The sequence below is a fragment of the Isoptericola sp. MSGPD8_1_ISO-PGPR-S23-394 genome, from assembly GCF_058072785.1.
In genome coordinates, this window is the sequence record NZ_CM176517.1 from 1,821,519 (window position 1) to 1,834,879 (window position 13,361).

The following is a 13,361-nucleotide window of genomic DNA, read 5'->3' on the forward strand; positions in this document are numbered from 1 at the left end:
GTTCGCCACCATGGATCTTCCCCTGGACCCTCCGATCCGGCCGATGCTGGCCCGTTCGGTCGCCACCGTGCCCGACCAGCCCGACGGCGGGGCCGGCTGGGTGTACGAGCCCAAGTGGGACGGTTTCCGGGCGATCGTCTACCGCGACGGCGACGACGTCCGCATCGACTCGCGCAACACCCGGCCCATGCAGCGCTACTTCCCCGAGGTCGTCGAGGCCGTGCGTGCCGAGCTCCCGCGACGGTGCGTCGTCGACGGTGAGATCGTCGTCGCGCGCCCGCCGGGGGAGCACGACGACGTCGCCCGCCTCGACTTCGACACCCTCAGCCAGCGGATCCATCCCGCAGAGTCGCGGGTGCGCCTGCTCGCATCGTCGGTACCCGCCAGCCTCGTGGTCTTCGACGTGCTCGCCGCGGACGACGAGGACCTGAGCGACCGGACCTTGTCCGAGCGTCTGGACCGGCTGGACGGTCTCGGCCTGCGTGGACCCCAGGTGCACGCCACCCCGCGGACGACGGACGCCGCCGTCGCGCGGCGATGGCTGGAGACGTTCGAGGGCGCGGGGCTGGACGGTGTCGTCGCCAAGCCCGCCGACGGCACGTACCAGCCGAACAAGCGGGGCTGGCTCAAGATCAAGCACGCCCGGACCGCCGACGTCGTGCTGGCCGGTCTGCGCGAGCACAAGACCTCGACGCCGCAGCGACCGCTGGTGGGGTCGCTGCTCCTGGGGCTGTACCGCGACGGTGTGGACGGCGGGCCGACGCTGCAGTTCGTCGGGGTGGCCGCGTCCTTCACCGCCGCCCGCCGTGCCGAGCTGTACGACGAGCTCCTCCCGCTGGCGCTCGGTCCGCAGTCCCCGCAGGCGGCGGAGCACCCGTGGGCCGACTGGCAGGACCCCGCGGCGCAGGACCCCGCGGCGCAGGGCGGCGCGGGACAGCGGCGACCCGGCGCGCAGTCGCGGTGGAGCGCGGGCAAGGACCTGTCCTTCACGCCGCTGCGGGTCGAGCGCGTCCTGGAGGTGGGGTACGACCACATGGAAGGCGCCCGGTTCCGGCACACCGCCCAGTTCAAGCGCTGGCGTCCTGACCGTGGCCCGGCGAGCTGTACGTACGACCAGCTCGTTGAACCGGTCGGCTACGACCTGGCAGACCTGCTCCCCGGAGCTCCGGGCACGTCGGAGCGATGAGTCCCGTGGACCGGGCCGGTCGGGAAGGCATGGGAACACTGAGGTACTCGATCATCAGCTCGGTCGACGGATTCGCGGCCGACACCGGCGGGGACATCGCCTGGTCGGCTCCGAGCCGGGAGGTGCTCGCCTGGATCAACGAGCGTGAGCACGACGTCGAGGTGCAGATGCTGGGCCGGCACATGTACGACACGCTCAAGGTCTGGGACGACTGGCCTCCCGGCGTCGCGGAAGAGGAGGACTATGCGGCGCTGTGGGCTCGGACCGACAAGATCGTGTGCTCGGACACGCTCACGAGGGTCGAGGCGCCGCGCACGACGCTCGAACCACGACTGACGGCACGTCGGGTGCGGGAGGTCGTCGCGGCGACCGACGGTGTCGTGGTGGTGAGCGGCCCGACGACGGCGGCCGTGGCCTGGCAGGCCGGGCTCGTCGACGAGGTGGACCTGATCATCCTGCCGCAGCTGGTCGGTGGTGGGCTCGCCGCCCTGCCGCCCGGCGGGCACGGCGCCCTGCGGCTGGAGGAGGAGCGCCGCTTCCCCGACGGCACCGTGGTGTTGCGGTACGCACGCTAGGGCAGGGGTCGCGGACCGATCAGTCGGCCGCCGTGCTCTTCCTGGACCGGCTCGGCTGCACCCGCTTCGGCTCGCCCGGCATCTTCGGGTACTCGGGCGGGTACGGCAGGTCGCCGAGCCCGTGCTCCTCCTCGTCGCGTCGCGCCAGCTCCAGAGCGGCGTCCAGCGAGCAGTCGAGCGCGGGGTCCCGGTCGGCACGGAGGGGAGCGAAGAGGTCCCCCCGCTCGGCGAAGCGGGCGGGGACGGTCGCGACGGTGAACTCGTCGGGGTGGACCGTGCCGACCTCGTCCCACTCGAGCGGCGTCGAGACGGTGGCACGGGGGTTGGGACGGATCGAGTAGGCGGAGGCGATCGTGCGGTCGCGGGCCATCTGGTTGTAGTCCACGAAGATCTTCTCGCCGCGCTCCTCCTTCCACCAGCGGGTCGTCACCTGGTCGGGCAGCCGTCGTTCCAGCTCGCGGCCGATCGCGATGGTCGCGCGGCGGGCCTGGACGAACGACCACACCGGCGACAGCGGGACGAACACGTGGATCCCGCGCCCGCCCGAGGTCTTCGGGTAGCCGACGAGGTCGAGCTCCTCGAGCACCTCGCGAAGGCGCGGTGCCACCGTCGCCGCGTCGTCGAAGGTCGTCCCGGGCTGCGGGTCGAGATCGATGCGCAGCTGGTCGACCGCCTCGACGTCGGTGCGCCGGACGGGCCACGGGTGGAAGGTCAGCGTGCCCATCTGTGCCGCCCAGATGACAGCCGCCAGCTCGTGCGGTGCCACCTCGTCCGCGGTGCGCCCGCTCGGGAAGGCGATGCGCGCCGTCTCCAACCAGGAGGGGGCGCCCTTCGGCAGCCGCTTCTGGTAGAACGCGTCGCCGTGGCTGTCGGACCGGGTGGCCATGACGGCTCCCTCGAAGTACCCCTTGGGCCACCGTTCGAGCGTCGTGGGACGGTGCAGCAACGCCCCCAGGATCCCGTCGCCCACGCTGAGGAAGTACTCCGCGACGTCGAGCTTGGTCAGTCCGGCGTCCGCGAAGACCACGCGGTCGGGGCTGGAGATACGCACGCTGCGTCCGGCGGCGTCGAGCTCGACGGCGTTCGAGGAGGCCATGGCGACACGCTACGCCGGGTGGTCGGTCGGTGCCGCTCCGGGCGTCCGGGCGAGGGCCGTCTCGGCGGCGTCCAGCAGCCCCCGTGCCCGTGGCCTGCCCACGGCCCGTGTGCGCAGCTCCAGGGAGCGTCGCGCTCGTGCCAGATCGGCACCGGCCCGGCGCACGAGGGCGAGCACGGCAGGCACCGGGTCAGGATCGTGCAGCACCAGCTCGACCACGGTGCGGTCCGGTGTCGTCACGCCCACCTGGCCGAGCGTGGTGGTGTCGCTGCGCAGGAGGGGGCCCTGCCACAGGCGGGCGCCGGGCGGACGGTCGGGCTGGTGCCGCCCGGCCGGGTAGGTCAGGTCCAGGACCTCGCCGTCGCCGTGCCCGGTGTGGACCCATGCCGCGGTGCGCCCCGTGACGACGGCGCCCGGCGGTACCTCGTCCGCCAGCAGACCGGCGCGCACCGCGGGACCGACCGACATCCCCGGCGGGCAGGCCGCGTCGTGGCGCACGACCTGCAGGCAGCCCCCCCGGACCAGGGTCTGCCAGGCGGCAGAGCCACCCACGTCGCCGGGCCGGACGACGGCGTGCGTCGTCCGGACAGGGGCCGACAGCTCACGCAACGACCGGACGGCGGTCGGCGGGGACGCGGGCACCTCGGTCACCTCCTCCACGACGACGGGCGAGGGCTGCGGTGCGAACCTAGCGCACCGCAGCCCTCGCCCGTCGTGCCCGCCGCCCGGCTGTGGACGGCCGCCGTGCCTCAGCCGCGCGAGTCCTCCGCGGCCTGCACGACCTGCTCGAGCCACGAGCGGCGAGCGGCGATCGCCGCCTCGAGCTCGTCGACCGTGCGGCGGTCGCCGGCCTCCTGCGCGGCGGACAGCTCCGCCTCGAGCGCGGTGATGGCGTCCTCGAGCTGCACGGCGGCGCCCTCGGCGCGGGCCTGCGTCTCCGGGTTCGTCCGCTTCCAGCGGGCGTCCTCCGCCTCGCGCACGGCACTCTCGACGGCGCGCAGCCGGCCCTCGACCCGCTGGATGTCCCCGCGAGGTACCTTGCCCGCGTCCTCCCAGCGGTCCTGGAGGTCACGCAGCGCGGACTTCGCCGACGCCAGGTCGGTCACCGGCAGCAGCGCCTCGGCCTCCGCCAGGAGCCGTTCCTTGCCCTTCAGGTTCTCGGCGTACTCCGCGTCGATGACGGCGTTCGCCTCGTCCCGCGCCCCGAAGAACGTGTCCTGCGCCGACCGGAAGCGGGCCCAGAGCGCGTCGTCGTCCTTGCGGTTCGCCCGACCCGCCGCCTTCCACTGCGTCATCAGGTCGCGGTAGGCGGCCGCGGTCGCCCCCCAGTCGGTCGAGTGCTGGAGAGACTCCGCCTCGGCCACGAGCTGCTCCTTGGTGCGCTTGGCGGCGGCGTTGCGCTGCTCGAGCTCGGCGAAGAAGTGCCGGCGCTCGCGGTCGAACGCGGTGCGCGCGTGGCTGAACCGCTTCCAGAGGGACTCCTCCGTCGGCCGGTCGATGCGCGGCCCGTGACGTTGCGCGTCCTTCCACTGCTCGAGCAGCGTGCGCAGCTCCTCGCCGGCCGGGCGCCACTGCATCTTGGACGGGTCCGTCGACGCGATCTTCTCGGCCGACTCGACGATGGCCGTGCGGGCCTCGATCGCGCGGTCCTTGGCCGCCGCCCGCTCGGCCTCGAGCTGCCGGCGTCGTTCGGCGGCACGTCCGCGCAGCGCGTCGACCTGGGTGCGCAGTGCGTCGAGGTCGCCGACGGCGGCCGGCTCCGCGGTCTCCTCCGACAGCTTCGACAGGGTCTGGTCGATCTCGCGCACGGACAGGTCGGCGCTGTCGAGGCGGGTCTCGAACAGGGCGACCTTCGCCGCCAGGTCGAGATAGCGCCGCACGTAGAGGCTCAGAGCCTCGTCGGTGGACACGCCGGGGTACTGACCGACGCTTCGCTCGCCGGTGGCCTCGCGGACGTAGACCGTCCCGTCGTCGTCGACGCGGCCGAACCCGGAGGCGGTCGCTTCCTCGACCGCGTCGTGGACGACCGGTGCCACTGGTGCAGGCGCTGCGGCGGCGGGGGAGGCCGTGGGCCGGGCTCGCCGGATGGCCGAGGGCTTCGGCGCGCCGGGCTTCGGCGTCCTGGGCTTGGGCGTGCTGGGCTTGGGCGTGCTGAGCTCGGATGTCTCCGCCGTGGGCGCCGGCTTGTCGGCTGCGGCCTCGGGCGCCGCCTGCTCCGCGGCGTCATGCTCCGTGGCGTCCTGCTCTGCTGCTGTCGGTCCCGGCTCCGGCGGGCGCGGGGCGGGCTGCTCGTCGGTCTCGGAGGACGGTTCGCCGGTCTCCGCGGACGGTTCGGCAGCCTCCGTGTCGCCCGTGGGCGGGTCGGTGGGAGGAGTCTCGGCCTGCTCCTGCTCGGCGGGACCCTCGACGTCGTCGGGGCCGTTCGAGCCGGGGATGCTCTCGCTCACTGGGTCTCAACTCCTTCGATGATGACGGGGCTGGCCGGGGAGCCGTCGGCGGCCCCGTCGGTCGTGCCCGCGTCAGCGACTGCCTGGACGGTGTCCAGACCGGACGTCACGGTGCCGAACACCGTGTACCCGCCTGCGGCATCGGACGGGATGGTGGAATCCTCGTAGACGAGGAAGAACTGTGAGCCCATCGAGGCGGGGTCGCCGCCCCGGCGTGCCATCGCGAGGGTCCCGGCCGGGTACACGTCGTCGGCGGGGGCGTTCTCGACCGGGCCGTAGGAGTAGCCCGGGCCGCCCGTGCCGGTGGCCGTCGGGTCGCCGCACTGCAGCACGTGGATCCCCTCCGTGACGAGGCGGTGGCACGCGGTGGTGTCGAAGTAGCCCTGCTGGGCCAGCGAGACGAAGCTGGCGACGGCCTGTGGCGCCTGCTCGCCGTCGAGCTCGAGGTCGACGGTCTCGGTCGCCCCGTCGACGCACAGGTCGACCGACGCGCTCCAGGTCCGGTCCTCGGCCGCGGAGGGGTCCGGCAGCTCGCCACCCTCGCGTGGGTCCGTCGAGACGGGGCTGCACCCGGACGTCGCCGTCGACTCGGCGCCGGTCCCGTCCGTCGTGGCGTCGGTGGACGACGACGGCAGGCCGGCCAGGACCACGGCGCCACCCGCGACCAGGGCAAAGACGGCGAGGATCGCGACGATCACGCCGACGCGGCGGCGTCGTTCGCGCCGGGCGCGTTGCCGCTCGTCCCACCTCGCCTGCCGCTTGCGGGCGTACTCGCGCTCGCGCTTGCTGGGCGCCACCGTCGTTCGTCCCCTCTTCGTCCGTCCTCGCACGGAATCGTGCGCGTGCGACAGTCTAGGGCGCGTGGCGCCGCCGAACCGCCCGAGCGTCCGCCGCCGGAGGGCACCGCGGGGCCGTCGGCAGGTCCCGGCCGCTACGGTAGCGCCATGGACGTTCGCGTGGTCGTCGCCCCGGTGTTCGGGACGAATTGTTGCGTCGTGGTCGCCGACGAGGTGCGATCCGACGGACGCCGGGACTGCGTGGTCGTCGACGCCGGTGCCGGGACGGCCGACGGGGTGGCCCGCCTGCTGGACGAGCACGACCTCGTCCCCCGGGCGGTGCTGGCCACCCACGGGCACGTCGACCACACGTGGGACGCCGCCGAGGTCTGCGAGACGTACGACGTGCCGCTGCGGCTGCACGAGGCGGACGCGTACCGGATCACTGACCCGTTCGGCACGATCGGGCTCGCGGGCGGCGCGGCGGGACCGGCGGCCGCGGTGAGCGAGGCGTTGACCCAGGCGCTGAGCGACTTCGGTCGGACCCCGCGCGACTACCGGGCGCCGGCCCGGATCGAGACGTTCGAGGGGGTCGCGGCGGACCTCGTGGCGGGGGACGTGCACCTGCGGGCCCTGCACGCCCCTGGCCACACGGAGGGGTCAACTCTCTTCGTGGTCGATGGCGGCGCGCGACCGGGCGTCGTCCTGAGCGGCGACGTGCTGTTCGCCGGCGGCGTCGGGCGCACCGACCTGCCCGGGGCGGACGTCGACGCCATGCTCGCCACGTTGCGCGGCGTCGTCGCCGGACTCGACCCGGAGCTGGGCGTCGTGCCCGGCCACGGGCCGACGACGACGGTGCGTCACGAGCTCGCGACCAACCCGTTCCTCGGCGGCTGAGCCCCGGACGCGTCCGCACCACGGGCCCGGATCTGGGAAGATCGGGCGCATGGCTCGCATCACGCCCCTCTCCGGATTCCCCGAATGGCTCCCCGACGGTCGCGTCGTGGAGCAGCACGTGCTCGACGTGCTGCGCCGCACCTTCGAGCTGCATGGGTTCGCCGGCATCGAGACGCGGGCCGTCGAGCCGTTGGACCAGCTGCTGCGCAAGGGGGAGACCTCCAAGGAGGTCTACGTGCTCAGCAGGCTCCAGGCCGAGGGTGAGGACGGGGCCGCCGACCCCGGGCGCGGCGAGAAGCAGCTCGGGCTGCACTTCGACCTGACGGTCCCGTTCGCCCGGTACGTGCTCGAGAACGCCGGCCGGCTCGCCTTCCCGTTCAAGCGCTACCAGATCCAGAAGGTCTGGCGGGGCGAGCGTCCTCAGGACGGCCGCTTCCGCGAGTTCGCCCAGGCCGACATCGACGTCGTCGGTGCCGGTGAGCTGCCGTACCACTTCGAGGTCGAACTGCCGCTGGTCATGGCGGAGGCGCTCGGGGCGCTGCGTGACATCGGTGTCCCCGAGGTCCGCGTGCTGGTCAACAACCGCAAGGTCGCCGAGGGCTTCTACCGCGGGCTGGGGATCGAGGACGTCGAGGGCGTGCTGCGGCAGATCGACAAGCTGGACAAGGTCGGTGCCGAGCGGGTCGCCGAGCTGCTGGTGGCCGAGCAGGGCGTCGGCACGCAGCAGGCCGGGGCGTGCCTCGACCTGGCGGGGATCAGCGGGACCGATCTCGACGTGATCGAACGGGTGCGAGCGCTCGCGGACCGGCACGGCGCCCGGACCGAGCTGCTGGAGGAAGGGCTGCGCGAGTTGTCTGCCCTGATCGAGGCGGCATCGACCCGGGCGCCCGGCGTCGTGGTCGCCGACCTGAAGATCGCGCGCGGCCTCGACTACTACACGGGCTCCGTCTACGAGACGGTGCTGGTCGGTCACGAGGAGCTCGGCTCGATCTGCTCCGGCGGCCGCTACGACACGCTCGCCTCGGACGGCAAGAACACCTACCCGGGTGTGGGGCTGTCGGTCGGCGTCTCGCGGTTGGTGTCGCGTCTGCTCTCGGCCGGGCTGGTGACCGCGACCCGCGGTGTCCCGACGGCCGTGCTCGTCGCCGTCTCCGACGAAGCCTCCCGGGCCGCCTCCGACGAGGTGGCCGCCGCGCTGCGCGCCCGTGGCATCCCGACGGACGTGGCGCCGTCGGCCGCGAAGTTCGGCAAGCAGATCAGGTTCGCGGACCGCCGCGGGATCCCCTTCGTGTGGTTCCCGGGTGACGAGCACCAGGTCAAGGACATCCGGTCCGGCGAGCAGACCGGCGCCGACCCGGCGACGTGGCAGCCGCCCACGGCCGACCTGCGGCCGCGCGTCGTGCCCGCCGCGGGCTGAGCGCGCGGCTCACTCCTCGATGAGCGACAGGACGTTGCCGGCAGGGTCGGCGAACCAGGCGATCGTCGGGCCCTGAGCGGGATCGGTGCTGCGGACGACGCCGTCCTCGTCGTACGGGAAGTCCGGATAGCGCAAGGGCTCCACACCGCGCCCCCCGAGTTCGGCGACCGCTGCGCCGACGTCGGGCACGACGAGGTTGAGGATCGTGAACGAGGCGGGCTCGTGGGCGTCGCCCTTGGGGTAGGCGAACACGGGCGAGCCGCCCGTGGCGTCGATCTCCAGGCCCATCGGGGTGCGCCGGACGGTGAGCCCGAGCGTGTCGCGGTAGAAGCTCTCGGCGGCGTCGAGGTCGTCGACGGAGAAGCCGCTGAACGCGTGGCGGACGGTGAGCATGAGTGCCTCCTGGGGTACGGGTGACGCGATGCCGGGCGCCGGCCTCGGGAGGGTGGACGGTCCCGACGGGTAAAAGTGATCGGTGGTCGCCCGGACGGTGGCGGCCGCCGACCCTGAACCACCCCTGAGATCGCCCCTGAAAACGGCCCTGACCTGCACTGACAGCCTCTCCGCTAACGTATCGTCCCGACCGTGAACGTCGACGTCGTCCTGTCGCGCAGCACCACCGTCCTGTCCCGGGCGATCCGGCTCGTCACGGGCGCCGAGGTCACCCACGCGGCCCTCGCCCTGGACCCGCGCCTCGAGCGCATGTTCAGCTTCGGGCGCCGACGGGCGGACAACCCGTTCGTCGGCTGCTTCAAGCGCGAGCGGATCGACGACGAGCTGTACCGCTCCGCGGTGGAAGGTCCGGCCCCAGACGCTGCTCCGCGTGCCCGGTGAGGTCGTCTACCGCGGGGACCTCAAGCGATACGGCCCGTGCGTGGCGTCGCACGCCCCGGAGATGTCCGGCGCGCCGTTGACTCTTGATCGAACGGGTGTTCGAATAGCGGCGTGAGATGGGACGCGCAATCGATCACCGCCGACGACGGCGCCCTGCCCGGGCTCGACCGGACCGGCCTCGCCCGCGCGGGCCTGGTGCGCACCGTGCGCACGCCGGACTTCGCCGGCATCACGTTCCACGAGGTGCTGGCCAAGAGCGCGCTGTCCAAGGTGCCGGCAGCGTCCCGCATGCCGTTCACCTGGACGGTCAACCCCTACCGAGGGTGCAGTCATGCGTGCCGCTACTGCCTGGGGCCCCAGACCCCGGTCCTCCTGGCCGACGGTCGGCAGCGGCCCGTCGGCGAGGTCCGGGTCGGAGACCGGGTCGTCGGGACCGAGTCCGACGGCGAGCACCGCCGCTACGTCGTCACGGAGGTCCTCGCGAGATGGTCGACGGTCAAGCGGGCGTACCGGGTCACGCTCGCCGACGGGACCGTCCTGCTCAGCAGCGGGGACCACCGGTTCCTGACCCGCGACCGCGGGTGGGCGCACGTCGCAGGGCCGGAGCCCTGGACGCCGCGGCGGCCGTTCCTCACGATGGACGACCACCTCACGGGCACCCGGGCGACGGTCGTCGGGCAGTCCGTGGGGTCGTCACCCGGACTTCGGGTCGTCGGCGTCGAGAACCTCGGGTACGACCAGGAGATGGTCGACATCACGACCGGCACCGGCGACTTCGTCGCTGACGGCGTGATCAGCCACAACTGCTTCGCCCGTCCGACGCACGAGTACCTCGACCTGGACGCCGGCAAGGACTTCGACTCCGAGGTCGTGGTGAAGACGAACGTCGACGACGTGCTGCGCGCCGAGCTGGCCCGGCCGTCCTGGCGGCGCGAGGCCGTCGCGCTCGGGACCAACACCGACCCGTACCAACGTGCCGAGGGGCGCTACCGGTTGATGCCGGGCATCATCACGGCGCTCGCGGACTCGGGCACGCCGTTCTCGATCCTCACCAAGGGCACGCTCCTGCGACGTGACCTGCCGCTCATCACCGCCGCGGCCGAGCGCGTCGAGGTGGGCCTCGGCGTCTCGTTGGCGTTCGTCGACGAAGAGCTGCAGCAGGCGGTCGAGCCGGGCACGCCGACGCCCCGGGCCCGGCTCGACCTGGTCCGGGCGGTGCGCGACGCCGGTCTGCCGTGCGGGGTCATGGTGGCGCCCGTCCTGCCCTGGCTCACGGACTCCACCGACCACCTGCGACGCCTGCTCGACGCCGTCGCCGACGCCGGGGCGACCGGCGTCACCGTCGTCCCGCTCCACCTCAAGCCCGGCACCCGCGAGTGGTACCTCCAGTGGCTCCAGCAGGACCATCCGCACCTCGTGGCCGGGTACGAACGCGTCTTCACACGCGGCACCTACGCCCTGCAGGCCTACCGCGAGTGGCTGTGGGAGCGGGTGAGACCCCTCCTCGACGAGCGCGGGTTCGGCCGGTCCGGGCACCGGTCGGGGTCCGGTACCACCGGCCGGCACGGAGAGCTCCGTCCGCACGACGAGGGCGACTATCCCGCGGGGTCGATGGTCGGGCCCACCGCGGGCGGGGCCGTGGCTGGCATGCCGCGCGACGGCGGTGGGCTGGAGGTGGCCGGCTCGGGCGTCGAGCAGGTGCTCTTCTGACTACCCCTCGTCGACCAGGCGTGCCGGGAAGCCGCCGGTCGCGACCGGGCCCCACCGCTCGATGGTGATCCGCACCACCGACTTGCCCTGCTCGACCATCGCGGCGCGGTACTCGTCCCAGTCGGGGTGCTCCTGTCCGGCGGCCGCCCGGTAGTACTCCACCAGCGGCTCGACGGACTCCGGCAGGTCGAGGACCTCCGCGGTGCCGTCCACCTGCACCCAGGCGTCACCGAAGTCCTCGCCCTGAGACATGAAGGAGGCCTGCGGACGCTGGCGCAGGTTCGTCACCTTCGCGCGCTCCGGGTACGTGGAGACCACGATCCGGCCGGCGGCGTCGATCCCGTAGGTGACCGGGCTGAGCTGGGGCCGGCCGTCGCGCCGGGTGGTCACGAGCACCCCGTTGCGGCGCGAGCGCAGGAACTCGACGAGCTCGTCGCGGGCCACGGTGGTGTTGGTCGCGATCTGGCGGGCCATGGTGATCTCCTCGCGGTGGCGGTGCCGTGCCCCAGTAGGATGGCACGGGCGTCGCGCACGCCCACGCCGGACCGCCGCAAGGCGCCGGCGGCCGACAACCACCCCGTTCGAAAGGACCACTTCGTGCTCCGCACCCACACGGCCGGCTCACTGCGGGCCGAGCACATCGGCCAGACCGTCACCCTCACGGGCTGGGTCGATCGCCGCCGGGACCACGGAGGAGTGGCCTTCATCGACCTGCGTGACGCCTCCGGCATCGCCCAGGTCGTCATCCGTGACGAGGCCGTCGCACACCCGCTGCGCGCCGAGTTCGTGCTGCAGGTCACCGGCGAGGTGTCCCGCCGTCCGGAGGGCAACGCGAACGAGAACCTCGCCACGGGCGAGATCGAGGTCATCGCCGCCGAGGTGGTGGTGCTCAACGAGTCCGCACCGCTGCCGTTCCAGGTCTCGACGGCGCTCGCGGACACCGAGGTCATCGGCGAGGAGGCGCGCCTCGCGCACCGCTACCTCGACATCCGCCGCCCCGGGCCCGCCGCCGCGCTGCGTCTGCGCTCCCAGGTGAACCAGGCCGCGCGCCGGGTCCTGGACGGGCACGACTTCGTCGAGGTCGAGACCCCGACGCTGACCCGCTCCACCCCCGAGGGCGCGCGGGACTTCCTCGTCCCGGCCCGCCTGTCTCCCGGGTCCTGGTACGCGCTGCCGCAGTCGCCCCAGCTGTTCAAGCAGCTCCTCATGGTCGGCGGGCTCGAGCGCTACTACCAGATCGCGCGCTGCTACCGCGACGAGGACTTCCGCGCCGACCGCCAGCCCGAGTTCACCCAGCTCGACGTCGAGATGAGCTTCGTCGACCAGGACGACGTCATCGCGCTCACCGAGGAGATCCTCGTGGCGCTGTGGCGGCTCGTCGACGTCGAGGTCCCGACGCCGATCGAGCGCATCACCTACGCCGAGTCGATGCGCCTGTACGGCACCGACAAGCCGGACCTGCGGTTCGCCAACCCGCTGGTCGAGCTCACCGAGTACTTCGCCGAGACGCCGTTCCGCGTCTTCCAGAACGAGTACGTGGGCGCCGTCGTCATGCCCGGGGGCGCCTCGCAGCCCCGCCGCCAGTTCGACGCCTGGCAGGACTGGGCCAAGCAGCGCGGCGCTCGCGGCCTCGCCTACGTGACGTTCGCCGAGGACGGCACGCTGGGCGGCCCGGTCGCCAAGAACCTGTCGGACGCCGAGCGGGCCGGGCTGGCCGTCGCGACCGGCGCGCGCCCTGGCGACGCGGTCTTCTTCGCCGCCGGCAGGACGGCGGAGTCCCGCGCCCTGCTCGGCGCCGCGCGGGTGGAGATCGCCCACCGCACGGGCCAGATCGAGAAGGCCGTCCAGGACGGTGCGTGGTCGTTCGTGTGGGTCGTGGACGCACCGTTGTTCAAGCCGACCGGGGACGCCGCCGAGGAGGGCGACGTGGCGCTCGGCAACTCCGCCTGGACGGCGGTGCACCACGCGTTCACCTCGCCGAAGCCGGAGTGGCTGGACCGCTTCGAGTCCGACCCGGGCAAGGCGCTCGCGTACGCCTACGACATCGTCTGCAACGGCAACGAGATCGGCGGGGGGTCGATCCGTATCCACCAGCGCGACGTCCAGGAGCGGGTCTTCGACGTCATGGGCATCGGCCCCGCCGAGGCGCAGGAGAAGTTCGGGTTCCTCCTGGACGCGTTCAAGTTCGGCGCGCCCCCGCACGGCGGCATCGCCTTCGGGTGGGACCGCATCGTGGCGTTGCTCACGGGCTCGCCGTCGATCCGTGACGTCATCGCGTTCCCGAAGTCCGGCGGCGGGTACGACCCGCTGACGCAGGCTCCGGCACCGATCTCCGCGGACCAGCGCAAGGAGGCCGGCGTCGACGCGGTCGCGGAGAAGGCCGACCAGGACGGCTGACGCCGGGCACGACGGCTCGGGGACCG

13 protein-coding genes are annotated in these 13,361 nt (G+C 73.1%); 7 read left to right on the forward strand and 6 right to left on the reverse strand.

The window, feature by feature from the left end; genetic code table 11:
* The first annotated feature begins 10 nt into the window (after nucleotides 1–10).
* Both AC3RJ8_RS08200 and AC3RJ8_RS08205 read left to right on the forward strand, forming a co-directional pair.
* The gene (locus tag AC3RJ8_RS08200; RefSeq protein ID WP_489715401.1) at nucleotides 11–1,186 is read left to right on the forward strand and encodes an ATP-dependent DNA ligase; all 1,176 of its coding nucleotides are present in this window, start codon (nucleotides 11–13) and stop codon (nucleotides 1,184–1,186) included.
* Between the two features lie 29 nt (nucleotides 1,187–1,215).
* Nucleotides 1,216–1,761 (forward strand): dihydrofolate reductase family protein, encoded by a 546-nt coding sequence (locus tag AC3RJ8_RS08205; RefSeq protein ID WP_489715402.1) that lies wholly within the window; start codon nucleotides 1,216–1,218, stop codon nucleotides 1,759–1,761.
* A gap of 19 nt (nucleotides 1,762–1,780) precedes the next feature.
* Here AC3RJ8_RS08205 and ligD read toward each other — a convergent pair whose 3' ends face one another.
* The 4 genes from ligD to AC3RJ8_RS08225 all read right to left on the reverse strand — a co-directional run bounded on the left by ligD (nucleotide 1,781) and on the right by AC3RJ8_RS08225 (nucleotide 6,101).
* Nucleotides 1,781–2,857 (reverse strand): non-homologous end-joining DNA ligase, encoded by a 1,077-nt coding sequence (ligD, locus tag AC3RJ8_RS08210; protein WP_489715403.1) that lies wholly within the window; start codon nucleotides 2,855–2,857, stop codon nucleotides 1,781–1,783.
* Nucleotides 2,858–2,866: 9 nt separating this feature from the next.
* Nucleotides 2,867–3,499 carry a hypothetical protein gene (locus AC3RJ8_RS08215; RefSeq protein WP_489715404.1) on the reverse strand — a complete coding sequence of 211 codons (633 nt, stop codon included), beginning with the start codon at nucleotides 3,497–3,499 and terminating at the stop codon, nucleotides 2,867–2,869.
* 107 nt (nucleotides 3,500–3,606) lie between these two features.
* Entirely contained in the window at nucleotides 3,607–5,304 is a 1,698-nt protein-coding gene (locus AC3RJ8_RS08220) for a DUF349 domain-containing protein (RefSeq protein WP_489715405.1), read from the reverse strand.
* Nucleotides 5,301–6,101 carry a peptidylprolyl isomerase gene (locus AC3RJ8_RS08225; protein WP_489715406.1) on the reverse strand — a complete coding sequence of 267 codons (801 nt, stop codon included), beginning with the start codon at nucleotides 6,099–6,101 and terminating at the stop codon, nucleotides 5,301–5,303. Before AC3RJ8_RS08225 ends, AC3RJ8_RS08220 begins: the two co-directional genes overlap by 4 nt.
* A 147-nt stretch (nucleotides 6,102–6,248) precedes the next feature.
* Here AC3RJ8_RS08225 and AC3RJ8_RS08230 point away from each other — a divergent pair, with 147 nt between their 5' ends.
* Both AC3RJ8_RS08230 and hisS read left to right on the forward strand, forming a co-directional pair.
* Nucleotides 6,249–6,977, forward strand: a complete 729-nt coding sequence (locus AC3RJ8_RS08230; RefSeq protein WP_489715407.1) for an MBL fold metallo-hydrolase — start codon at nucleotides 6,249–6,251, stop codon at nucleotides 6,975–6,977.
* Between the two features lie 49 nt (nucleotides 6,978–7,026).
* Nucleotides 7,027–8,394, forward strand: coding sequence for a histidine--tRNA ligase (gene hisS / locus AC3RJ8_RS08235; RefSeq protein WP_489715408.1), 1,368 nt, complete (start codon nucleotides 7,027–7,029; stop codon nucleotides 8,392–8,394).
* A gap of 9 nt (nucleotides 8,395–8,403) precedes the next feature.
* Here hisS and AC3RJ8_RS08240 read toward each other — a convergent pair whose 3' ends face one another.
* Nucleotides 8,404–8,787: a VOC family protein gene (locus tag AC3RJ8_RS08240; protein WP_489715409.1), complete on the reverse strand. Its 384-nt coding sequence runs from the start codon at nucleotides 8,785–8,787 to the stop codon at nucleotides 8,404–8,406.
* Nucleotides 8,788–8,979: 192 nt separating this feature from the next.
* Between AC3RJ8_RS08240 and AC3RJ8_RS08245 the strand changes: the two genes are divergently transcribed.
* Both AC3RJ8_RS08245 and AC3RJ8_RS08250 read left to right on the forward strand, forming a co-directional pair.
* On the forward strand, nucleotides 8,980–9,228 hold the full coding sequence (locus AC3RJ8_RS08245; RefSeq protein ID WP_489715410.1) for a hypothetical protein: 249 nt from the start codon (nucleotides 8,980–8,982) through the stop codon (nucleotides 9,226–9,228).
* A 111-nt stretch (nucleotides 9,229–9,339) separates the two neighbouring features.
* A complete protein-coding gene (locus AC3RJ8_RS08250) occupies nucleotides 9,340–10,938 on the forward strand; it encodes an Rv2578c family radical SAM protein (RefSeq protein ID WP_489715411.1) in 1,599 nt (532 codons plus the stop codon).
* On the opposite strand, the gene AC3RJ8_RS08255 is transcribed toward AC3RJ8_RS08250, so the two are convergent.
* Nucleotides 10,939–11,412: a PPOX class F420-dependent oxidoreductase gene (locus tag AC3RJ8_RS08255; RefSeq protein WP_489715412.1), complete on the reverse strand. Its 474-nt coding sequence runs from the start codon at nucleotides 11,410–11,412 to the stop codon at nucleotides 10,939–10,941.
* 123 nt (nucleotides 11,413–11,535) lie between these two features.
* Here AC3RJ8_RS08255 and aspS point away from each other — a divergent pair, with 123 nt between their 5' ends.
* Nucleotides 11,536–13,335, forward strand: coding sequence for an aspartate--tRNA ligase (gene aspS / locus AC3RJ8_RS08260; RefSeq protein WP_489715413.1), 1,800 nt, complete (start codon nucleotides 11,536–11,538; stop codon nucleotides 13,333–13,335).
* Nucleotides 13,336–13,361: the final 26 nt, after the last annotated feature.